Raw genomic sequence first — 21,330 nt, forward strand, 5'->3', positions numbered from 1 at the left:
CCCCAAAGATCGGTCAATATGTTGCCTCAAACCGATACTCCCCCGATCCCAATTCCACCACCGCATACCCATCCCGATACTTCAGCCCGCTCAGCACCACCCCATTCTCCGTCACCCGTCCATTCTCCTTACACTTGATCCAGACCTCCGCCTGTACATTCGCCGGGATTTTCACCCGCAACGAATACGTGGAACCCTGAATTTTCCAATCACTTTCAATGGTACCCTGCACTGACTGATAAGCCCCTTTTGCCCAGGTCAAATCCCCCGCAGGTTGGGGCTTGATGATGACTTTGGAAAAGCCGGGAGCAGCAGGATTGATGCCCAGCAACGAGCGGTAAAACCACTCATCGATGGAGCCAAACATGGGGTGATTGGCCGAATAGGTGAACCCTGGGTCGCCCCAGGTTTCCCACAAAGTAGTTGCCCCTTTGGCCAGCATATCCCCCCAGCCCGGGTAATCGCGCTGGTTGGCAATCTGGTAGGCCCACTCGTTCAGGTTTTCTTCCCGCATTACATCGAAGAGGTATTTGGTGGAAAAAATGCCAGTGGAAACGTGCATTTTATGGCGCTGAAACTCCTGGTACAGCACCTCCAGCGCTTGTTGGCGATCGGGAGCAAGTTTGTACCACAAAGCAAACAATTGCGCCGATTGAGTGGCATTGTCAAAACGTCCAGTGCCATTCACGTGGTAATGGTTCACAATGGCGCGTTTGATGTTAGCGGCCAGTTTTTGGTATTTATCAACGGCTTCTTTTTTGCCTAAAATCTCCGAAAACTCCGTCATCAGCAGGGCATGGTGGTAATAAAAAGCGGCGGCGGTGAGCGCTTCCGGTTTGGTGTCCAGCGCTTCGTGGTCGCTGATGTCCCAATAGAAGAGGTTGTTTACAGCCTTGCTTTGCAGGAAAGCCATTTGCCGTTCAAAGGCTGGGAAATACTGCTCAATCACCCGTTTGTCGCCGTAAAACTCGTACAGTTTTTTTTGTAAAAAAGGAAAACCCAGTTGCCAACCCAGTGGCCCCGACTGGTCGCCATAGCCCCGGTCGGCAATGCCAGTAAAAGGGGCAATTTCGGTGATGCCGCCCTCGGGGCGCTGTTCATTGGCAAAGTCACGTACAGTCTTGCCGTAAAAATTGGCCATGTTGTAGTTGTACAAAAAGGCTTCGGAACTCACCACCATATCGGCGCCATAACCCATCTTTTCCCGGGCGGGGCAATCGGATTGTACACTAAACACGTTGCTCAAAAAAGTCCATTGAATGACTTCGTGCAATTGGTTGAACATGGCGTTGGAGCACTCAAAACTGCCATTGGGTGATAAGTCTGTATTCATGCGCAAGCCTTGAATATCGTCAAGCTTCGGTGCCTGGCCCGGCCAACCCACGATCTCGATGTAGCGAAAGCCGTGAAAGGTGAAGCGAGGCACAAAGGTTTCTGCAAGTGGATCTCCCCGCAAAATGTACTGGTCTATTTGCCAGGCGGTTTTGGGCGCGCCAGGACCACCACTCAATCGCCAGGCCTCTTTAATTTGGCCAGCTACGGTGGTCCACCAGTTCAGGTGACCATTTTTCAGGGTATCCTCCCCGTAGCGCATGGTGATTTTGGCCCCGGCCGGGCCTTTGACCTTGAAACTGGCCACTCCGGCGAAGTTTTGCCCCATGTCCACCAAAAAAGTGTCTTTGCCGATCAACTTGATGCTGCGTGGGCGAATCGTTTTGGTGATGCGGATGGGAGGCTGCATTTGAGCCGTCAGTTCACCGCTGGGGCCTTTGCACAAGTTGGCTTTGGCCCAGGGTTTTGCCTCGCTGAAGGGGCGTTCCAGTCGGGCGTCGTGGTTCTCGCCAAGGTAGACGTTGTTGCGGATGATGGAACTTGGGGCAGTTTCCCAGGTGTCGTTGCTGGCGATTATTTCTTTGCTGCCATCGCTGTAAGTGAGGTGGATTTCGGCCCGCAGGCAAGGTCGGCCCGTTTCCTGAAAATTGCGCAAATCCCAGCGGCCAAACAGGCGCAGGGGCAGGGGATTCCACCAGCCATTGCCCAATTGGACGCCAAAAATGTTGTTGCCTTTTTGCACCTGGCTGGTCACATCATGCACCACGTACAAGGCCTGTTTGCGATAGGTGGTAAAACCAGGGTCCAGCACATGATCTCCGATTTTTTGCCCATTCAAAAACGCCTCGTGGTAGCCGAGGCCACAGATGTACAAACGCGCCGAGTTGATTTTTTTGCCGACTGAAAATTGCTTTCGAAACATTGGCATGGGGTCGTCTTCGTAGTATTTTTCTTCCTGGGCGGGCGGAGTACTGCCGTCGTTGATCCAGCTCGCCTGCCAATCCTTTGGATTCATCATGGCCGTTTCAAACCAGGCAGTTTTGCTCCACTCCGAAGCTTCTCCGTTTTGGTTGTATACTTTTACTTTCCAGAAGTAGCGGGTAAAGGATTGTAGGGCTGGCCCGGCGTATTCAATATGCAGGTTTTGAGCGGAATTGATTTTCCCTGTCGACCAGGTTGCCGCCTTGTTTTGCTCCAATTGTTTTTGATCGGTATGCAGGACGATTTCGTAGGCGGACTGGCTTTGGTTGCGGGCCGTGGCGCTAAAAGTCCAGGACAAACGGGGTTTGGCAATATCTATGCCCAGTGGGTTCTCCAGGTATTCACAAGTTAGTTGGGCTACCTGTAAGGGTGCAATTGCGTTGAGGGCCAGGGGCAAAAAAAGGACGAACAGGGATAATGTTCTTGCTGACATGATGGACAGTTGTAGGACTTTACTGAATAGGTTGTGCCTGCAAATTAGCAGTTGAATTAAATATCCTGATTTTTCCACGATTTACCCCTATCCTGATTATTTTTTTGAAAAAACAATAAGGAATAGGCCAAGTAGTGGGGCAAAAATAAATGTTCATTTTTCCTGAGCCAGAGGATTAGATAAGACACTTAAATTGAACCGTTTACTTATCTAATCCTCTGGCAAAATGAACATTTATTTTTTTATCGCTCCCAAGCTGCTTTTCTTTGCAAAAAAAGTACTCATGCGCGCATTAACCGTTTTTTGCGGAGCCAATACTGGTGCCGACCCTAAATATACCCAGGTAGCCCGCCAAATGGGCGAATTGTTGGTGCAAGAAAACATCACCCTGGTGTACGGGGGTGGAAAAGTAGGCCTCATGGGCGTGATTGCCGATGCGGTATTGGAGAATGGAGGTAAAGTGATTGGGGTGATTCCCCATTTTTTGGCGCACAAGGAAGTGGAACATCCAGGAGTGACCGAAATGTTTTACACCGAAACCATGCACGAGCGCAAGATGAAGATGTTCGAAATATCAGATGGGGCGATCGCCATGCCGGGTGGTTTTGGGACGCTGGATGAGTTGTTTGAGTTGTGCACCTGGGCGCAGTTGGGTTTGCATGAAAAGCCCCTGGGCTTGCTCAACATCCTGAGCTTTTATGATAGCCTGATTGATTTTTTGGGCCGCGCCGTGACGGATGAGTTTTTAAAAATGGAAAACCGGGGGCTGATTCTGGATGCAAAAGAGCCCAAAGTGTTATTGGAAAAGATGCGGGACTACCAGCCGATTCATGTGCCGAAGTGGATTCGGAAGGAAGATGTGTGATGAAGCAGGAGGGGGCATCATCATTAGACTTGAGGCGATCTGATCTTCAAGCAATTATGTAATTTCAGGCATGACGACCAGCGGCAGCGCCGCCAAAACGTCTGTAGCTCAAGGAACGAAGATAGATTTTGAGGTACGTAGTACCGGAACCATTAACTTTGTTCCGGTGCTACGCACCTTAACCATCTTACTTGGCCTAAATACTACAGACGTTTTGGCGGCTCTGCCGCTGGTCGGTGATCTTTATTTCACCTTATTGATTATCAATTTTCTACAAGTCTATTTCAACTGAAGATCCTCATTGATCGTTTGGTAAGCCCCCACCGCTTTTTGCATGGCCGACCTCAGTTTGGCCAATAATTGGGCTGAACCAGCCGCCAGATTGTTTTTTTGCCCGGGGTCACTGCGCAAATCGTACAATTGAGCACTGGGTGAAACTCCTAATTCGATGTTTACTTCCTTGTGCACAGCCATACCTTGATAGGCTGGAATAAATGCGTATGGCCCGGAACGGTAAGCCAGTCTTCCCGATGCTTCCAATACCAATTCCTTGCGCCCCTTTTTGTCTTTTCCCAAGAGCGCAGCCAACTGATTTTGGCTATCCATCAGCGGGGTTTTGAGTTTCAATAAGGCCGCAAGGGAGGCATACAAATCCAGTTGACAAACCAGCGCAGCCGAAACGCCAGGGCGGACCCGAGCTGGCCAATGTACGATAAAAGGGACTTTGGCCCCGCCCTCAAACAAGCTGTATTTGCCTCCACGCAAAGCCCCAAAGGGATCGTGCGCGCCCACTTTTTCCACCGCATCATCGTAGTAGCCGTCGTTCAAAACGGGGCCATTGTCGCTCGAAAAAAGGATCAGGGTGTTCTCCAACAGCCCCTTGTTTTGCAAGTGTTTCAAAATTTCACCTACACACCAGTCCAATTCCAAAATGGCATCACCCCGTGGGCCCATGCCCGATTTACCAACAAAACGAGGGTGTGGTACCCGGGGCACGTGCGGTTGGTGCAAGGCGAAATAAAGGAAAAAGGGTTGCGTGGTGGCAGTTCCGATGAAATTCAAGGCTTTTTCCACAAATACATCGCCCATGGTTTCATCCTGCCAAAGGGCAGACTTGCCGCCACGCATGAAGCCAATGCGGGGAATGCCGTTGTGCACACTCTGATTGTGTCCGTGGTGCCACTTTTGTTTGGTCAACAATTCGGGACTGGTCAATGCGGTGGGCTCGCCGGGGAAGTTTTTTTCATAACTCACCTGCAAAGGGTCTTGAGCAGACAGACCCAAAACCCTGCGGTTTTCGATGTAAACCGTGGGCACCCGATCGGTGGTAGCCGCCATGATGAAACTGTAATCAAAACCCAGATCGTTTGGGTTTTGCTGGATGGGCTGATTCCAGTCCATGCTGCCATTCCCAAGGCCCAGATGCCATTTGCCCACCACCCCGGTGCGATAGCCTTGGGTTTTGAGCAAATCAGCGACCGTTTTTTGGGCGGTATCCAGCAAGGCGGGTGCATCGCCGGTGAGGATTTTGGCGCGTGGGTTGCGCCAGGGATATTGCCCGGTCAGAAGGGCGTAGCGGCTAGGTGTGCAAGTAGCAGAAGTAGCGTAAGCGTTGTTGAAGCGTACCCCGCCTTGGGCTAGTTTATCGATATTAGGCGTAGCCAATTTGCCTTTGCCATAAGCGCTGACATCTCCAATGCCCAAATCATCGGCGTAAATGATGAGGATATTGGGCTTGTTTTGGGCGGGCAGCTGCCTAACGCCGCACAGCAACAAACCAATGCCGATCCAAAGGACCTTCATAGAAAAGAAAAGACGAAGGGTTATTCTCATGGTTGATGACCTTTTTCGAGCAGTTCAACAGGGTGCTTAAAACTAAGGGGATTTTTGGAAATGCAAGCAGCTGAATTTGCCTTTTGCCTGCTTGCCTAACTATCTATCCAGCCAAAGGTCAAACTTCGCCAATTGCTCCCTGTCCTTGCAGACCCAATGCTGATTCTTAAAAATGAAAGTTGCGTCCATTTTTCGGGTCAGCTTCACCTTAAAGTTGCCCTCGTCGTCCAGCACACCATCTTCCAGTAGATAATGCACGATCAGCTCATTCTTGTTCCACTCCAGGTTGGCACTGATACTGCGCGGCTCCCCTATATCGTTCCCAAAAGCAGACCATAGGCCCAAAGGAATGGAAGTTTGCTCCTCCTGCTGCCTCAACTTTTTAAACAGGTACAAATCAGTGGCACAAAAACCCGAACCCGTTGAACAGGTTTTGATGCCAAAAAAATCGCCGTAGCGATTGAATCCTTCGAAACGGTTGTCCCAGCAACAGTGATAATGCCCATGAAAAAATCGGGCCGACTGCAGTACTTTCCCGGCCTGGTTCAACTCAATGATCAGGTGGGTTTCAAAAGTATATTCCGGGCTATAATCAATACTGCAATAATAAAAATGGCCACTTTCTTTGATTTTGTAGTATTTGCCAAGGGTGTCGCCGTCTTGCAGATTGTCCCAATAGCTACCAACAGTGTCCGTTAGTTTATTGGCAATTAAAAAGGGAAGGCCGTCTTTTTTGGTGACGAAGCCAGAGTCTTGGCGGAGCGGGAGGGGATGCAACCCTGAGGAGGCGGACTTGGATTGGGAAGTCTGGTTTTCGGGCTTGCCGCTACAGCAGGTGGCAAACAGAATCAACATCAGGCCACAGCTACAGGTAGTTAAACTGGGCCATGCAAAATTGAGTGTAGGGATGCTTTTCATAATGGATTAAAATATGAATCATCCCGAATTTACAAGTATCAAAATGAAAAATGAACACAAAGGACACAAAGGCAGCACAAAGGACACAAAGACGCGATTTTGACAAAGCAATATGCCTGGACTTTTTCTAATCTTGGATGTAAAGCTTCGTCAACGTCTCACCTTTGTGTCCTTTGTGCTGCCTTTGCGTTCTTTGTGCTAAAAAAAATTGTCGCTTTATGTTTTCTGAAAAATTCGGGATGATTCCTATTTCATCAGCTATCCCATTGTTAATGCCCGTGCGAATCATGCTCGTCGTGCACATGCCCATGCTCGATCTCCGCAGCCGTAGCCCCACGAATGCTTAGAACCTCACCAGAAAAACGAATCCCCAAACCCGCCAAAGGGTGATTGTGGTCCAACATCACCTGGTCTTCTTTCATCGCAATGACACGCCAGATGATGGTTTCCCCCGTTTCTTCATCATCCTCTTCCAGCATGTCCCCTATTTGCAGTCCGGGAATGTTTAAGTCAGACAAGGATTCTACCCGCACGAGGTTGAGGTCGCGCTCCCCGTATGCATCTGCGGGCGCGAGGTCGACTTCAACTTTAGTCCCTACTGGTTTGCCTTCAAACTCAGTTTCTACCTTGGGGAAAATGTTTTCGTATCCACCGTGGAGGTAAGGGAAACCTTCCTGGCTTTCTTCCAAAACTTCACCACCTATTTCTTGAATCTTGTAGCTGATGGTTACTACAGCGTTTTTTTGAATTGTATGCATGTTTGTGCTTTGAGGCCGCAAAGGTAGTATTTTTAGTATTATCTTTAGGCTGTTGAACATCACCCCTCAAGGGTATCTCTGCGGAACGTCCGATCCTTTCTACATCCAGCAACTCGAATTCCCTATGAAAAAATGGCTTTTGATCCTCTTTTTGATGCAACAAATAAATGCCTTTGCCCAGGAGCACAAAGACATCGTTTATGCCAAAACACCCCAAAGAGACCTCACTTTAGACATTTATTTACCCCCACAAACTGCCAATGCCCAACTGATCATCTGGGTGCATGGGGGCGCATGGCACGGAGGTTCAAAAGCCGACCCACCCAGGGAGCTGTTGCAGAAAGGATATGCCCTGGCCAGCATCGAATACCGACTGACCACCGAAGCGGTTTTCCCAGCCATGATCCACGACATCAAGGCTAGCATCCGATTCCTCCGGGCCAATCAGAAAAAATACGGCTACCTGGCCGATAAAATTATCCTCTGGGGATCTTCTGCCGGGGGGCATTTGGCCGCGGTGGCCGCGTTGAGCAACAATGATGCTTTTTTGGAAGGCACGTTGGGCGATTACACGGGTACCAGCTCCAGAGTAGACTTGCTGCTGGACCTTTTTGGCCCCAGTAATTTCAAGAACATTTTAGCCCAGTCTACCCCTCATGGCATCAATGTAAGGACTCCGGCACTCGCTCTCTTTTTTGGAAAGCCACTGGAAAAGGTGGAGGAAAAACTGGTTGAAAAAGCCAGTCCGGTCTTCCTCGTAGATGCACAAGACCCGCCCACTTTTTTGGCCCACGGCAACCAGGATCCCCAGGTGCCCATCAACCAAAGCATCGAACTGCACCTGAAATTACAGGCGGTGAAAGTAAAAAGTGAGCTGCATTTTTTGAATGACATGGGGCATGGGGGGAAAGGTTTTTCCGCACCGGATTTTGTGGGGTTGATGGATCGGTTTATTAGGGAGTATTTGTGAGGTTTTTTGATAGGAAATAATCAGCATGCATTTGATTCAGTTGGCTAAACTACACCTCATGGCCACCATTGACACACCTTTATGATTCCATTGAGTAGATCTTTCATTACGACTTTGCCACCTAGCTTGTAAACCATCGGTAAAGCATATGAAATTCTGTTTAGGATAGTGCCTCGAACATCATTTGGATGGCCCAATGCGGGGATAAGTTCTTCGTAAAATACAAAATCTTTTATTTCCTGAATCCTCAAGAAAACAGCCTTCAATACATCTGCTCTATAGGATTTAAATTGAAAAGCCATCCCAGCAGCCAGCGCCTTTGTGAGGCTCTTTTGATCCAAATATGGTGCTAGCCCTATCAGCGCTTTAGCTCTAGAAAGCTCATCATGAATGGCCAATGCCGCCTCCAGTGCTTGTGTAACACCCTGATGGTCCAGAAACGGGGCCAATCTAGTGAGTAATTTGGCCTTAGAAGATCCATCTGGTTGATCTTGCATGCCTAATGCCGCCTCCAGTGCTTGTGCAATGCCATGTTGATCCAGGTATGGAGCGAGACCAGTTAGCACTTCGGCTTTGGAACCTTCGGATTGAAAGACTATTGCATCCCTTAGCAGCTGTGAAAGCCCAAATCGGTCTAAATACGGTGCCAAGCCAGTGAAAGCCTTTTCTTTTAACGATTCTTCTTGAATGGTTAAAAATGATGCCAACACCTGCTCGATTATCTGCCTATCCAGATAAGGAGCCAAGCCTATGATTGCTTCAATTTTATAAGATCCATCCTGAATGGCATATGCCGCTATCAATGCCCGTTCCATACATTGCTGGTCTAGATATGGAGCCAAGCCTTTGATTGCATGTCCTTTATGATAACCATATTGGATAGTAAGCGTACCTTCCAAAGCTCGTTCTAAGCCCATTTTGTCCAAGCGAGGGGCGAGGCTTTTTAGTGCATCGGCCTTAGAATATTCATCCTGAATACCTATTGCGCAGTCTAAAGCTAGTTCGATACTTTGTTGGTCAAGATAAGGGACCAGGTTATGGAGTGCAGAAGTTTTATAAAATCCATCATCAATGTCTAAAACGGCCTCCAGAGCTGCCTTGCTAGCCTTCTCTTTTCCCTCTTGGTCGAGATGCGGTGCAAGGAAGATGAGGACATCAGCCCTATTAGATGAGTCTTGAATACTTAAGGTAGCCTGTAATACTTTATCCATATCCTGTCGATCCAAATGTCGAATTAGGTTGGTGAGCAAATCGGCTTTTGAGGGTTCTCTCTGGGAAGAATGCATAGAAGATACTGCTTCTAAGGCTTCTTTAATCACTTTGATTTTATCCTTTTTGTCAAGATATGGAATTAAATCTGTAAGTAAACTGGTTTTATAAGACTCAACTTGTATAAGTAATGCTGCATCCAAAGCTGCTTTGATGGCTTCTACCTTGTCCTGTTGGAGTAGAAACGGGATCAGGCCTAGCAATGCAAGAGCCCTGTTAATTTCCTCTTCCATAGATAATGCGACTTCAAGCATTTGTGTATTGGCTTGAATATCTAAGTACCGAGCCATCCCCCCGATTGCCCTGGCTTTTGCGTATTCACTATGGAAGGCTAATACTGCTTCCAGAACTTGATTGATTCCCGCTTGAGACAGGTTCGGAGCTAAATCCACCAGGTAATTCGCCCTAAAAGGCTCATGATGAATGCCTAAGATTACTTCTAATGCTTTTTCCAGGTCCTGTTTGTCTAGATTTGGGGCCAAAGAAATGAGTGCTTTAGGGCGGTGGAAATCGTCCTGAAATGCTAGGGCAAATTCTATGTTCATACCGATTTGGTATAAAAATGGAGCCAGATTTTTTAATGCATCGGATTTGCTGGAGGAATATTGATCATTTTGGATCGCAGAGGCAGCCTTCAACGCTGCTCGAGCAGCTTCAATATTATCAGGATGATCCAGGAACTGTGCCAGATTCTTGAGCAAATTAGCCCTGGAAGATTCATCATGTATGGTCGATGCTGCATTCAGTGCTGCTTCAACGGCATTAGCTTTATCTTGGTCCAGATACCTGGCCAAACAAGTAAGTGCCTCAGTTCGATAAGAATCATTTTGTATGGCCAAAGATTTTGCTAGTACTTGTGAGAGTTCCTGCTGGTCCAAATGTGGTGCGAGCCCCCTGATTATATTAGCTTGGTCATCTTCTTCAATAAATGATAAGGTTTCAATGCTAAGGGCCATAGCCTCGTGGTTCAAATGCGGGGCAAAACCTCTAAGCGCATCGGTTCTTAAGTTAATATATGGGGTTTCCAATGCCACCTTCATTACTTCCACAACTTCATATTGGTCAAGATGTGGAACCAATTTTCTAAGGACGGAAACCTGCTCAGGTCCATGAAAATCAAAAGCAGCTTTTATTACTTGTGTATGATCTTTCCGGTCTAGAAGTGGAATAAGACTTTTAAGGGCAGAAGCCCGGTAAGACTGATTTGATATTGATAATACAGCATTCAAAGTTTCAGTGGTAGCCTTGGCTCTGCTATCCTGGTCCAAATACAGGGTTAGGTCTTCAAGAGCAAGTACTTTTGAGAATTCGTCAGGTATAGTAAAAAAAGTCTCTACCGCGCTATGGATGGCCTGGGTTTTAGGGTCCTCATCGAGATAAGGTATCAAACTCGTGAGCGCTGTTACTCTACAACTTTCGTCTTTTATAGCCACTGTAGCAGCCATTACCTGAACAAGGCCATCCTGGTCTAAATGTGGGGCCAGGTTCCTAAATGCGGTGGCTTTAGACTTCTCATCATTTATGCTTAATACAAACTTTAATGCTTCTGTTATCCCTTGCGGATCAAGGTGAGCAACAAGTTCTTTTAATTCAGCAATGCTTTTAACTTTCCCTGTAAACCCGTCTGATAAAGCCTTTAGCGCTTCTCTGGCAACCCAAAATTTGCCAGGAGGATTCAAATGTTCGGATAACCTAGTCAATATTGATGCTCTGGACGGTCCTTCAATGAGCAAAGCTATTTCTAAGGCTTTTTCCAAACCCTCTTGGTTCAGATGTGGGGCAAGAAACCGGAGTACATGTTCCACCTCAGATTCGAATCCAAATCCTGAAACAACTTCCAAGGCTTTCGCCATGCCCTGCCGATCAAGATATAGATCAGGGGCCATAAGCGCAAGCGCAGTAGCCCTAGAAGAATCACCTTGGATAGCTAGCGCAGCCTCTAATGCTGCTTTGGTAGCCAAAACTTTATCTTGCTGATCTAAATAGGGGATCAGCCCTGCAAAAGCCATTGCTCTGGCGGATCCATCCTGTATAGCTGATGCTGCCGCCAAAACTTTTCCCAGTTCCTGCTGGTTTAGACAGGAGGCCAATTCCGCAAGTATTTTCGCCCTGGCAGATTCATCCTGTATAGCAAATGCTGCCGCTAATCCTTCTTCACGCCATGATTCATTTAGGTCATTAAATATGCTCTTAAGTACGCTTACCTTGCTATTATCATCAGGCAACTGGCGTACATGAGCTAGTATCTGGACGCTTGTCCATTTACCAGTTTGAAGTAACAAAGCAGGTAGCTCATTTGGTATATTGGCAGCTAAACTACGTATGCTGGCTTCAGCTAACATACAGGTTATTTCCTGGCCGAGATATAGGAGTGGCTTCTGCTCTTTAAAAAACTGCCCGTTTAATTGTCGGGCATAAAGCTTAGCACGGGCGACATCATTTAGGAAACCTGCCTTGGTCCCCTCTAAGGATTCCCAAGCCTCAGACCAAGCTCGGTGAACGAGCTTCATACGTTCCTCCAGCGGCTCATTTCCTCGAGATAAATGGGCACCGAAATATTGGATAAGGTAGACGGGAACATCTTTTGGTTTCAAGTCCCCAAGGTAAAGGTTATCAAGAATCCATTTCCCCCAATTCAAATAACGAGCTTCCCATCTTTCTTTTTCTAAAACGGTTGTTTGTTCAAAAAAGTAATACCCAAGCCGGGAATGGCTGAAGACATATCCTTGTTTGTTACCATCTCCAATAACAAAACGAGCTAGGGGTTCTAAAGCCTCTTCGATGAGTATTGTTGAGTTTAATTCCCAATCCTCTTCAACCAGCTGAATAATCTCTTCCTTTTTGAGTGGCCCTATAGCAAAAGCCAGCAGGTCCAACATGCCTCTCACCGCTTTTATTTTCAGTGGATCTTTTTTTTGTTCCTTCCATAAGGACTTTTGTTCTTTCCACCAACGCTTGAAATAGCCCTCCAAGCCAGGTTCGATCTCCTTTAAATCTTCGGGTGTTAAATTTGTCGCTTGCTCTCTATTTTGCCACAAATCATTTAAATAAAGTTGAATAACCAGAGGGTCGCCTTCCGTCAATCGAAAAAGCTCTTTTAAGATATCGACATTCCGGCTTAGATGAGCTACGGGGAATCCCATGCTATCCATTACACTTTGCAGGCCAGAAGAGGAAAGGTTTTTGAGGCCAAGAACTGTGGCCAAACGATTTCGGTTCCATCCCAAATCATCTAGCCACTGAGTAGCATCGGTATCTTCGGCAACATACCGGGCAGAAATGAGGATTTTGACTTGCTTTGGGGGATTGTTAGGGAATAGGTCTGCTCCAGCTTGCCAGTCGGCTGCTTCGTCAATTCCATCGATGATTACAAGTAACTTGCGGCCATCAGGTAGGGGACGACGTAAAAAATGAGCGATAAGACCGCGCCACGTTTCTACGGTCTGGCTGGAGGACTCCTTGATCTCTTCACCGTAAAGCTTGGCCAGCCGTGCCGCCAAAGAAGCAAAGAAAACCCCTGAAAGGTTGGTGCGAAATCTTATACTAACCGGCATGAAGACTATAGCGAAGTTTATGTCAGCATGCATAAGCTTACTCCAGTGTACAAGTAAAGCAGATTTGCCCTTACCGGCGGGGGCGGCAAGCAGCATGTAAGGGGTCTGTTCTTCATCATTCAACCAATCTGTAAGCATATCTAGTTCTTCACCTCTCCCTCCAAAGGCTACAGGTTGCTGTTCTGTACCCAAGTATTCGTTTAGAAAATTTTCGATACGGGCACTGTAATCATAGGGAAGCGACTCAACCCCTTCAGTAACTGTCCTGAGACCAGTTGCAAAATGTCCTTGTAGCCAGGTGTGCATGTCGGTAACCACCCTCGCTGCCAGATCACCTGGATCGGAGAAAGTGCTTCGGAGATGATTGTCAGAAATGAGTTTTAGAAACGCTTTAAGTCTATCAGGATCATCTGTCTCGAACTGGCTTTTTGCCAATGCTTTCTCATCCATGACATACCATAGGCATGGTTTGCCCAACTCCTGGGCGCGTTCATACTCTGCCTCCACGATTCCCGAACCGTATCTTGGCCCCAGTAGGCCGATGTACAAATCACATGGTTCTATATCCTCAAGCGAAGCTTCTTTGGTATTTTCACCTCTACTGCCAAAGTATTCCATACCTATAAATTTCACCTCTGGCAGCCGGTTGATAGCTCTCTCCACAGCCTCACGCTCATCTTTTAAATCGAGCCAGGTCGAACTAAGGTAGACTTTGATAACTGTACTTGGCATACTGGCAATCTCGATTTCTTTGGAAGTAGACCTTGGAAAGTAAAGTTAGTTTTTTTTTGCAACTTTACTTTTTTCAGCTGACAACTTTCCGTGCTAACTGAAGTCTCTCTATTTTCTCCGAAGGTGGCATCCTGGTAAGTGGAGAAGCAAAGCATGGGGGCTCCTCCAAAGAGAACCGACCCAAAGGACTCCTTGCTCTGGCTGGTATAGAATATAGACTAAGTACGTAAGCCCTTTTCCAAACATGATCCTTGATTTCAAGGCGAGTAATCGCTTTCTTAGGGCCAATCAACCAAAGTATTGAACTTTATCCTTTATCCAAAACTAAATATGTTGAATATAAAAACGGAGTTACAATTTCTGAATGAGATGGAGCATGGGGGTAAGGATTTTTCTGCACCAGAGTTTGTGCATTTGATGGATCAGTTTATTAAGGAGAATTTGTAAAAACTTAAATTCGATCACATGAAATACCTGCTATACTTACTGGTGTTTTTCCTATCCATTTCCAGGAACCATGCTCAGTCGTCACTGGCTGCGCCCATCTTGCTGTGGCCACAGGGCGCTCCTGGCGCAACTGGTACTTCCGACGAGGATAAGCCGGCGGTTATCCCTTTTATTCCCGAAAAAAGCAAACAAAACGGTACTGCTGTTTTGGTGATTCCCGGGGGTGGTTTTACCATCCGGGCGGTCGATCATGAAGGCGTGCTGGTGGCGCAGTGGTTAAAAGAGCGGGGCATTACGGCCTTTTTGTTGCGGTACAGACTCAGACCACTTTATGATCGCAAAGACTGGCTGGCCGATGGCCAAAGAGCCATTCAATACATCCGAGCCAATGCCGCCCAGTATCAGATCGACCCCGATCGGGTGGGCGCGGTAGGGTTCTCGGCTGGGGCTATGTTGGTGGCGGACCTGGGCTTTAACGCTGGCCTGGGAGATGCCAATGCCACGGATCCATTGGAAAAACCATCTGCTTTGCCCAATTTTGACATCCTGGCCTATGGCGCCATGCCTTTCCCTGCAGCCCTTTCCCCAGAACGGCTAAAACAAGTGCCGCCCACTTTTATGTTTGGCACGGTGGAAGACGCCGGAAGTCTGAATGGACTAAGTACCCTCTTTGTGGATATGGTTAAAAATAAGGTCCCGGTGGAAGCCCATTTTTTTCAAAACGGGGTGCACGGCAGTGGCTTCGCGTTAGGTGATCCCATTTTGGGCGAATGGCCCAAGTTGCTTTGGAACTGGATGCATACCAACGGGTTCCTTTCTCCCAAAAAACGCCTGGCTTTGAATGGGCTGGTAAAATTGGATGGTAGCCCACTTTTAAGGGGAATGATCGTGCTCACTCCGCTGGACAATCCCAATGATCCTCCGGTCATCGTTTATATGACCAATACAGGCACCGGAGAGCTGGGCCGATTTTCCATGCCCGCCGAACAAGGGCCGGTAAAGGGAAAATACAAAGTAGAAGTTCGCCAGGAAGCGACCCGCTGGACCAGCAATAGCCGCGATCCTTTTATGATCAACATGATGGCCAAACAAAGAGACAATACCCTCACCGATGCGGACAAAAAGGAATGGGGCGAGTTTTTGAGAAAAAGAAACCTCAATCCGAGTATTGACAAGCAAAAGGTCTTCAAAAAACAAAGACCAGGCGATGTAAAGGATTATGTGGTGGAGATCGTAGAGGGAAAGGAAGTGGTGATTGAGGTGTTTAGTCAACGCTAAGCTCCATGATCTCATTATTGGTCTTTCTCCGCTGCTATCATTGCATCAATAAAATCATTCACATACAGTTCTTTCAGTTCCTGGTATTTTTTTCGATCCTGATTGGATTGTTCCGCCAATGCGTATTTCATTTGCTGGTATTTCATCCTGGCCTCCTCATTTTTGCGCAGATGGTTGCGGGATAAAAGGTGCCTTTCCAGGGTTTTGCTGCCCCTTGGGCAAACGTAAAGATGGTGCTGAATGTGGTCCAATACCTCATTGCTCAATTGGCCACTCCTTTTGAACACCTCCCGGCCTTCAAGCCCCTGGTTTCCATTGTGGTAATAGCCAATTTTTTCAAGGCCCTGCTTTATTTTTTCAAAATCGGGCTTAGCCTGGTATACAATGTCGATGTCAATGATGGGTTTGGAATCCAGGTCGGGTACTGAGGTACTACCCACGTGTTCAATGCTGCATTCAAGGCCGCCTAGAACGGTTTCAAGTTGACTTTTGATGGCGTTGAATTGGGTCACCCAGGCTGGGTTGTATTTTTCGATTAGCATTGGCTGGTTTTGTAAATGATTGAGGTGGACTGCTCTTACAGTTTTTCACTATGGGAAGGAAATGCTGTAATAATGGGTGTCAATTGTTTTATCATCCTGATAATCAGCATAAAGGGAACATTTAGCCAGGCAGTACTTTGAATCCGGTGACCAAATCAACTTTTCTATTTTTATTGGGTAATCGAAGGTGATGCTAAAAGAACTCCATTGCTTGTGCCGCAGTCGAAAAAAATCGATCCCGATCACGCCACCACAATCTTCAGAAAAATTGATCCCGATGTTTTGCCCATTGGGTGCAATTGTCGGCGGAATGGACTCAGAGATTTCGACTTCGGTTTTCCCGTCCGACTTACGCACCAGGTAGCCCCAGTCATCTGCTATCTCCGCGTGATTACACTGTCTACCAATTAAATACCAGCCATATTCAGGAAATTGCCCCTGGTATGATTCTGGTTCAAGCTCTTTTGAGGGTGGGATTCTACAAGGAGCATTCCCAACAACCTTAACCCCACCATTGTCCAGCGGCAACTTAAGCGGTCCTTTGTTGCTGGAATATTTTTTGGTGTCATCGTGGAAATGGTCTTTATACAGTGCCGCCTGGGTGTCAAACTGCGCCTTGGTAATCTTTTTCCCGCTTAAAAAATCGAAATTTAACTCTGTTGCAATGTCTCCACTAAACTCAATATTGGCCAAGCTTAGGCCTCCAGAAAAAACCCATCCTTCCACCTTTTTTCTTCCGGAGTCCTCATAGGATGGCCAGGCTACTTTGTACCAGGTCCCTTGCTGTTTTATCCCCCGCAAGGTTACTTCAGTGGGGGCGCCTCCCGTTTCGTGCAAATAGCGCACGTATTCCTGGTCCGGAAGTTCGGCTACTACGGGGGCATTGAGATCCGGTCTTTCCCGGATTCTTAATTTGTCAACCTGAGTGATAAACGTGACGATGGCACTGGATTTTGCTGCCAGAGGATAAGCTTTAGTCGATGTTATTGGCGTGCCAATGGTAGTTGAAGACGAGAAGGTGGTGGCCATCAGCAAGATGGCTGCGAAAACGAAGCTGGTTCTCATGTGTTTTAGGTGTGTTTAGTTTTAAATAGGATTCGCTGGATGTAACGGTATGGGCGAGGAAAAAATTTTATTTTTTATGCGGAATTGCAGTAGAGCCGTCATTAATGTGCAAGGCACAAGGTTGGTGCAGTGCCTACCCTTCAATTCCGCTTCATCTCTGATTGTCGCATGGGCATTGCATCGATGATGCGGAAAAGATCAATAGGTAAAATAGGCTGACTGGTTCTTAATTTTTCCGTACCATCTTTGCCGATGAGCAGGACCCTGAAAGTGTCTTTTTCAACTTTGTAAACTTGGTACAAATGTTTGGAGTCGGCAGTAGGTAAACTGGTGTTTGATTTTGGGTCCAGCACGATTACCTTCAGGTCCCGGTCAACTAACCCAGCACGACTAGCATTGAGCAGTGACAGTTGATCCTTGAGGTGCTGGTCTTGGGGATCAGGAGCAAAAACCAATAAAATTCGATTTTTCCAGCGGTACTGATCCAATGGTTGAGCAAAAAGGGTGGAGCCACACAATACGCCAAAGGCAAAATATAAAATGAAGGAAAACATTGGAGTATTCATATGAAATGGGAATAAATTAGGCAAATGCTGAGCAGTTAGAACGTAAACCGCCCCTAAATTGGCCACTCAACTAAATTGCTCAACAATTGTTGGCTGCCTAAAGATGTCGCTTTTTTGTCTTTTCAACAGAAAGATCCACCAGTACACCCTTTTCTAAAACCTTTACCCAATCGTTCTGTTAGGCAGGCAAACCATATCGAAATGAAACATTTCTTTTTTATTTTTTCCTTGCTTGTATCAACTACAAGCTTCGCCCAAACCAAATCAATTGTAGAAATTGCCGTTGGTTCTGCCGACCACACTACCTTGGTAGCAGCCCTCAAAGCAGCTGATCTTGTTACGACGCTGAGTGGACAGGGACCTTTCACGGTATTCGCCCCGGTCAATGCAGCTTTCGACAAGTTGCCTGCAGGTACCGTTTCTTCTCTATTGGAGCCAGCTAATAAAGCTAAGCTTGCCCAAATTTTAACTTACCACGTAGTGGCTGGCAATTTGAATGCCAAAGCTGTTTTGGCTGCCATTAAAAAAGGTAAAGGTAAGGTTGTGCTTACAACGGTAAGTGGAGGTAAACTTACCGCGTCTTTGGAGAAAAAGAAAGTAAAATTGACTGACGAAAACGGTGGCGTTGCATACGTTACCGCAACAGACTTGACCGGCTCAAACGGTGTAATACATGTCATTGACAGTGTAGTATTACCGAAATAATTGAGCAAATTGTTTTAGTCTTGAACAGGCAGCTGCTTGATCACCATACAGCTCCAATTCATAAAGTCTAAAAGAAACAGTTCGTCATCCCGAATTTTGATTGAGGTCAAGATTCGGGATTTTTAATAAAGAAGATTTGGGCTAGTGGAGCTACCTCAACTTTCAAACAGATACCAATCAGATCGCTTCCCAAGCATTCAGGTCACTTTTTGATTTTTGATAACCCGGTCAAAAAGGCCGGGCGCCAAGCGTTTCAGCAACATGGCCAGCTGCTCTTTTGCTCCACCGATGTATACGTTTTTTTGCCGCTGGTAGATGGCCTTGAGTGCTTTTTGGGCAAATACATCCGCTTGCATCCCCTGGGCGTTGCGGCTGTTTTTGAGTCCCTCCTCGGTAATTCCAACTGCATTCCTGGCAATGTTGGTAGCAATGAATCCAGGTAAAATATGGCATACATTTAAGCCAAGATCCTCCACTTCGAGTCGTAGGGATTCAAAAAAACCAACCACCCCGTGTTTCGCGGCGGCGTAAGTGCTGCGGTATTTGGTATTGATTTTCCCCATGACACTACTAATGACCACAATTTGCCCTTTTCGCTCCAACAAATGTGGCAGCATCGCTTTGGTCAGCGCAATGGTGCCGATCAGGTCGGTTTCCAGGATTTTGAGGTCATCTTCAAAGGGGGTATCGATGGCCAGGCTGCGTTGGCTAATCCCGGCATTGTTGACCAGGATATCAATGTTTCCAAAAAGGGCAATGGCTTGTTGAGCCAATGCCGGGAATACTTCATACTTCCGCAAATCCAAAGGCAAAATGGCGGAGGGGATTTCCTGCCGCGGCAGGGAGGCTTGTACTCGTTGTAAGTCGCTGGCGTTGCGCGAAGACAAAATCAGCCTGGCCCCTGCTGCATTAAAGGCTTTGGCCATCGCTTCACCCAAACCCGAAGAGGCGCCGGTAAGCCACACAATTTTATCCTTGAAGTTCATGCTGTGCTGTTGAGTAAATGTCAAAGTTCATTGCTCAAATTAGGGATTTTGCTTGAGGTGGCAAAATTGAATGGCATCCCGAAGCCCCTCTCCTATCATTGAGCACCCAGAAAACTACTTACCATTTGGCTGTAATTTTCCCGCATGGGCAAGTCCAGATCAATGTACAAAGCGCTGCGTTCTACCCGAGCATTTTGCCCCGAAACTGGATTCAGGCCCTCCTTGGAATACGGCTTCCAATAGGCCCCAATCCCCCGCTTTTGCCAATTGGGCAAATCGTTAAAATTGATCCCGCGCTGAAACAAGAGCTCATTTTTCTGCGCCACACTCAAGTTTTCGAGTTGCCGGGTAGCCTGGCTGCTGTTCAGTTGCTCCTGCCGCAAACGCCAGTAACAGTGGGCGTTGAGGGCATTGCGGTAGGCGTCTTCATTGCGCCAACGAAAATAATCCACCACCAATTCGGCATTGGGCAACTCCGCGATGCGACAATCAAAAACACCCATGCCACCTAACAGGCTGGAGAATTTGGCACTGGCCTCTCCGGCCAAAATGGAAGTGTATTTGCGGTGTTTGCGGCCAAAGGTATTTTCATTCAAATCAAACAACAAGGAGATTTCATCACTTTCGGTATAGCCGTAAATGACTTTGAAGCCGCAGTTCATCAGGTGTTTGAGGGTTTCAATCATCAAATCCCGGAATTTTTCGTCGAATGGGGCTTCAAAAGCATAGGTCTCCTTGGTGAGTCGGGTAAAATTGCGGCCGTCCAGCCGCGCCACCATGTACATATTGGGCACTACGCAGCGGTCGGGCGCAGTTTCGTAGATCCGCATTTTGAGGTCTAAATCGTCAAATTTCATTGTTCCAGGTTTTGACTTGCCAATTGTTGTCTTCGTAAGCGACGTAGTACAGTTCATCAAAACCTTCGTCAAGGGTGGGAAGTTCCAATTTGCGGTAAGTGCCCTTGATGCCCAGGTCGGGTATTCGGGCTTTGCCTTCACGCTGGGCATTCCACATCAGCGCTTGTTCCAGGCTGGATTGAAAGTAATACGCAATCACCCGGAAGTGCCAGGATTTGGCCTTGTCGATGTAACCTTTTCGCTCGGCACGGGTCGGGTTGGTATTGTCGATCACGAAACCCTGCTGGGTACACAAACAGGTGTCGATGAACTGGGCTTCCTTGTTGCGCGTGTTGAGCTGATCCAGAGAGATGTGGACGTGGGTGCGGAAGAAGTTGTTGAGGTAAAAGGTGGTTTTTCCACTGGCCTGGATGCCGATGAAGAGGATGGCTTGCATGAGGTTTTTTTGGGGGGTAAACAAGAATGGGGGGTGAAAGATTCCAAGGGCTGGGAAAACGATCAACTCTAGATTTAGACGGCAGGGTAGAGACGCAGGGCCGTGCGTCTTTCCAGAGAAGATTAGAGCCTCACTTCAGGCTGAAACGCTGGTGCAGTGTCTCATGACCTGCACCTATTATCCCCGCGTCTTCAAGACGCAAGAGCATGCAAAATACTGAATAAGACCCACAATCCCCCATCACATTTGATCATCAAAACCAGGCAAATATACAAAGCTACTCCTTGCCAAATACGGCTCTAGCAAGTCTACCTCCAGCAAACACCCATCATTTTCAAATACATAATTCCGAGCACTGCTGTACAGATACTCTTCTGCTTTATCCACCCATCCAGCCCGAACCGGGTCTTGATGAATGTAGTCTACTTTTTGCCAGATTACTTTGGGTGAAACCAGGGCTATCGATATAGCTGAGCCATTTGTACCTACCTATTCAAAAATACGTATTCTCAATTTTACCTTGTCTTCTTAAATATTTCAGGTCTTTGACGCTGATCATGCTGCCGTCTGTACTTCAATAATGATTTCATTTTTGGCAAAACGTGCAGCGTAACGGATTGCTTCCATCACCAACTCGGGTGTAAGCAAAGGGTGTTTTGCGGCAATGCTCTCGACAGTACCTCCGGTGCCGAGCCATTCCATGATGAGCTCTACGCTGATGCGCGTTCCAGTAATACAGGGTTTTCCTCCAAGAATTTCTGGGTCAGATACAATATGCAAAAATGGATGCTCCATTTGGTCTG

At 47.2% G+C, this 21,330-nt stretch carries 17 protein-coding genes; 5 read left to right on the forward strand and 12 right to left on the reverse strand.

Annotated elements, in window-relative coordinates; all coding sequences use genetic code 11:
• Positions 1-13: 13 nt before the first annotated feature.
• Positions 14-2,746: a family 78 glycoside hydrolase catalytic domain gene (locus ACO08K_RS27990; protein WP_421799800.1), complete on the reverse strand. Its 2,733-nt coding sequence runs from the start codon at positions 2,744-2,746 to the stop codon at positions 14-16.
• A 283-nt stretch (positions 2,747-3,029) separates the two neighbouring features.
• Between ACO08K_RS27990 and ACO08K_RS27995 the strand changes: the two genes are divergently transcribed.
• Both ACO08K_RS27995 and ACO08K_RS28000 read left to right on the forward strand, forming a co-directional pair.
• Entirely contained in the window at positions 3,030-3,611 is a 582-nt protein-coding gene (locus tag ACO08K_RS27995) for a TIGR00730 family Rossman fold protein (RefSeq protein WP_421799801.1), read from the forward strand.
• Positions 3,612-3,681: 70 nt separating this feature from the next.
• Positions 3,682-3,903 (forward strand): hypothetical protein, encoded by a 222-nt coding sequence (locus ACO08K_RS28000; RefSeq protein ID WP_421799802.1) that lies wholly within the window; start codon positions 3,682-3,684, stop codon positions 3,901-3,903.
• On the opposite strand, the gene ACO08K_RS28005 is transcribed toward ACO08K_RS28000, so the two are convergent.
• The 3 genes from ACO08K_RS28005 to ACO08K_RS28015 form a co-directional block, all read right to left on the reverse strand.
• Entirely contained in the window at positions 3,891-5,444 is a 1,554-nt protein-coding gene (locus tag ACO08K_RS28005; protein WP_421799803.1) for a sulfatase family protein, read from the reverse strand. The two genes, ACO08K_RS28000 and ACO08K_RS28005, sit on opposite strands and share 13 nt — an antisense overlap.
• A 99-nt stretch (positions 5,445-5,543) precedes the next feature.
• Entirely contained in the window at positions 5,544-6,362 is an 819-nt protein-coding gene (locus ACO08K_RS28010; protein ID WP_421799804.1) for a hypothetical protein, read from the reverse strand.
• A gap of 269 nt (positions 6,363-6,631) precedes the next feature.
• A complete protein-coding gene (locus ACO08K_RS28015) occupies positions 6,632-7,120 on the reverse strand; it encodes an FKBP-type peptidyl-prolyl cis-trans isomerase (protein WP_421799805.1) in 489 nt (162 codons plus the stop codon).
• A 124-nt stretch (positions 7,121-7,244) separates the two neighbouring features.
• Here ACO08K_RS28015 and ACO08K_RS28020 point away from each other — a divergent pair, with 124 nt between their 5' ends.
• Positions 7,245-8,090 carry an alpha/beta hydrolase fold domain-containing protein gene (locus ACO08K_RS28020; protein WP_421799806.1) on the forward strand — a complete coding sequence of 282 codons (846 nt, stop codon included), beginning with the start codon at positions 7,245-7,247 and terminating at the stop codon, positions 8,088-8,090.
• Positions 8,091-8,146: 56 nt separating this feature from the next.
• Here ACO08K_RS28020 and ACO08K_RS28025 read toward each other — a convergent pair whose 3' ends face one another.
• Positions 8,147-13,645 carry a DUF4062 domain-containing protein gene (locus ACO08K_RS28025; RefSeq protein ID WP_421799807.1) on the reverse strand — a complete coding sequence of 1,833 codons (5,499 nt, stop codon included), beginning with the start codon at positions 13,643-13,645 and terminating at the stop codon, positions 8,147-8,149.
• A gap of 465 nt (positions 13,646-14,110) precedes the next feature.
• On the opposite strand from ACO08K_RS28025, the gene ACO08K_RS28030 reads away from it, so the two are divergent.
• Positions 14,111-15,370 (forward strand): alpha/beta hydrolase, encoded by a 1,260-nt coding sequence (locus tag ACO08K_RS28030; RefSeq protein WP_421799808.1) that lies wholly within the window; start codon positions 14,111-14,113, stop codon positions 15,368-15,370.
• 14 nt (positions 15,371-15,384) lie between these two features.
• Here the strand turns inward: ACO08K_RS28030 and ACO08K_RS28035 are convergent, their stop codons facing one another.
• The 3 genes from ACO08K_RS28035 to ACO08K_RS28045 form a co-directional block, all read right to left on the reverse strand.
• Positions 15,385-15,912 (reverse strand): GrpB family protein, encoded by a 528-nt coding sequence (locus tag ACO08K_RS28035; RefSeq protein WP_421799809.1) that lies wholly within the window; start codon positions 15,910-15,912, stop codon positions 15,385-15,387.
• 48 nt (positions 15,913-15,960) lie between these two features.
• Positions 15,961-16,977: an SH3 domain-containing protein gene (locus tag ACO08K_RS28040; protein ID WP_421799810.1), complete on the reverse strand. Its 1,017-nt coding sequence runs from the start codon at positions 16,975-16,977 to the stop codon at positions 15,961-15,963.
• A gap of 140 nt (positions 16,978-17,117) precedes the next feature.
• On the reverse strand, positions 17,118-17,543 hold the full coding sequence (locus ACO08K_RS28045; protein ID WP_421799811.1) for a DUF4174 domain-containing protein: 426 nt from the start codon (positions 17,541-17,543) through the stop codon (positions 17,118-17,120).
• A 201-nt stretch (positions 17,544-17,744) separates the two neighbouring features.
• On the opposite strand from ACO08K_RS28045, the gene ACO08K_RS28050 reads away from it, so the two are divergent.
• Entirely contained in the window at positions 17,745-18,248 is a 504-nt protein-coding gene (locus ACO08K_RS28050; protein ID WP_421799812.1) for a fasciclin domain-containing protein, read from the forward strand.
• Positions 18,249-18,445: 197 nt separating this feature from the next.
• On the opposite strand, the gene ACO08K_RS28055 is transcribed toward ACO08K_RS28050, so the two are convergent.
• The 4 genes from ACO08K_RS28055 to ACO08K_RS28070 all read right to left on the reverse strand — a co-directional run bounded on the left by ACO08K_RS28055 (position 18,446) and on the right by ACO08K_RS28070 (position 21,322).
• Positions 18,446-19,234, reverse strand: a complete 789-nt coding sequence (locus ACO08K_RS28055) for an SDR family oxidoreductase (RefSeq protein ID WP_421799813.1) — start codon at positions 19,232-19,234, stop codon at positions 18,446-18,448.
• 95 nt (positions 19,235-19,329) lie between these two features.
• Entirely contained in the window at positions 19,330-20,091 is a 762-nt protein-coding gene (locus ACO08K_RS28060) for a tRNA(His) guanylyltransferase Thg1 family protein (protein ID WP_421799814.1), read from the reverse strand.
• The gene (locus ACO08K_RS28065; RefSeq protein WP_421799815.1) at positions 20,081-20,527 is read right to left on the reverse strand and encodes an AAA family ATPase; all 447 of its coding nucleotides are present in this window, start codon (positions 20,525-20,527) and stop codon (positions 20,081-20,083) included. Before ACO08K_RS28065 ends, ACO08K_RS28060 begins: the two co-directional genes overlap by 11 nt.
• Before the next feature lie 555 nt (positions 20,528-21,082).
• Entirely contained in the window at positions 21,083-21,322 is a 240-nt protein-coding gene (locus tag ACO08K_RS28070) for a DUF433 domain-containing protein (RefSeq protein WP_421799816.1), read from the reverse strand.
• Positions 21,323-21,330: the final 8 nt, after the last annotated feature.

Origin of the sequence: Haliscomenobacter sp. (assembly GCF_965225875.1) — a bacterium.
Classification (GTDB): domain Bacteria; phylum Bacteroidota; class Bacteroidia; order Chitinophagales; family Saprospiraceae; genus Haliscomenobacter.

Excerpts from the sequence above, each read along its gene's own strand:
- ACO08K_RS28045 (WP_421799811.1), bottom strand. The coding sequence starts at position 17,543 with ATGAATACTCCAATGTTTTCCTTCATTTTATATTTTGCCTTTGGCGTA.
- ACO08K_RS28050 (WP_421799812.1), top strand. The coding sequence starts at position 17,745 with ATGAAACATTTCTTTTTTATTTTTTCCTTGCTTGTATCAACTACAAGC.
- ACO08K_RS28070 (WP_421799816.1), bottom strand. The coding sequence starts at position 21,322 with ATGGAGCATCCATTTTTGCATATTGTATCTGACCCAGAAATTCTTGGA.
- ACO08K_RS28030 (WP_421799808.1), top strand. The coding sequence starts at position 14,111 with ATGAAATACCTGCTATACTTACTGGTGTTTTTCCTATCCATTTCCAGG.
- ACO08K_RS28065 (WP_421799815.1), bottom strand. The coding sequence starts at position 20,527 with ATGCAAGCCATCCTCTTCATCGGCATCCAGGCCAGTGGAAAAACCACC.
- ACO08K_RS27995 (WP_421799801.1), top strand. The coding sequence starts at position 3,030 with ATGCGCGCATTAACCGTTTTTTGCGGAGCCAATACTGGTGCCGACCCT.
- ACO08K_RS28060 (WP_421799814.1), bottom strand. The coding sequence starts at position 20,091 with ATGAAATTTGACGATTTAGACCTCAAAATGCGGATCTACGAAACTGCG.
- ACO08K_RS28020 (WP_421799806.1), top strand. The coding sequence starts at position 7,245 with ATGAAAAAATGGCTTTTGATCCTCTTTTTGATGCAACAAATAAATGCC.
- ACO08K_RS27990 (WP_421799800.1), bottom strand. The coding sequence starts at position 2,746 with ATGTCAGCAAGAACATTATCCCTGTTCGTCCTTTTTTTGCCCCTGGCC.
- ACO08K_RS28005 (WP_421799803.1), bottom strand. The coding sequence starts at position 5,444 with ATGAGAATAACCCTTCGTCTTTTCTTTTCTATGAAGGTCCTTTGGATC.
- ACO08K_RS28035 (WP_421799809.1), bottom strand. The coding sequence starts at position 15,912 with ATGCTAATCGAAAAATACAACCCAGCCTGGGTGACCCAATTCAACGCC.
- ACO08K_RS28015 (WP_421799805.1), bottom strand. The coding sequence starts at position 7,120 with ATGCATACAATTCAAAAAAACGCTGTAGTAACCATCAGCTACAAGATT.
- ACO08K_RS28025 (WP_421799807.1), bottom strand. The coding sequence starts at position 13,645 with ATGCCAAGTACAGTTATCAAAGTCTACCTTAGTTCGACCTGGCTCGAT.
- ACO08K_RS28010 (WP_421799804.1), bottom strand. The coding sequence starts at position 6,362 with ATGAAAAGCATCCCTACACTCAATTTTGCATGGCCCAGTTTAACTACC.
- ACO08K_RS28040 (WP_421799810.1), bottom strand. The coding sequence starts at position 16,977 with ATGAGAACCAGCTTCGTTTTCGCAGCCATCTTGCTGATGGCCACCACC.
- ACO08K_RS28000 (WP_421799802.1), top strand. The coding sequence starts at position 3,682 with ATGACGACCAGCGGCAGCGCCGCCAAAACGTCTGTAGCTCAAGGAACG.
- ACO08K_RS28055 (WP_421799813.1), bottom strand. The coding sequence starts at position 19,234 with ATGAACTTCAAGGATAAAATTGTGTGGCTTACCGGCGCCTCTTCGGGT.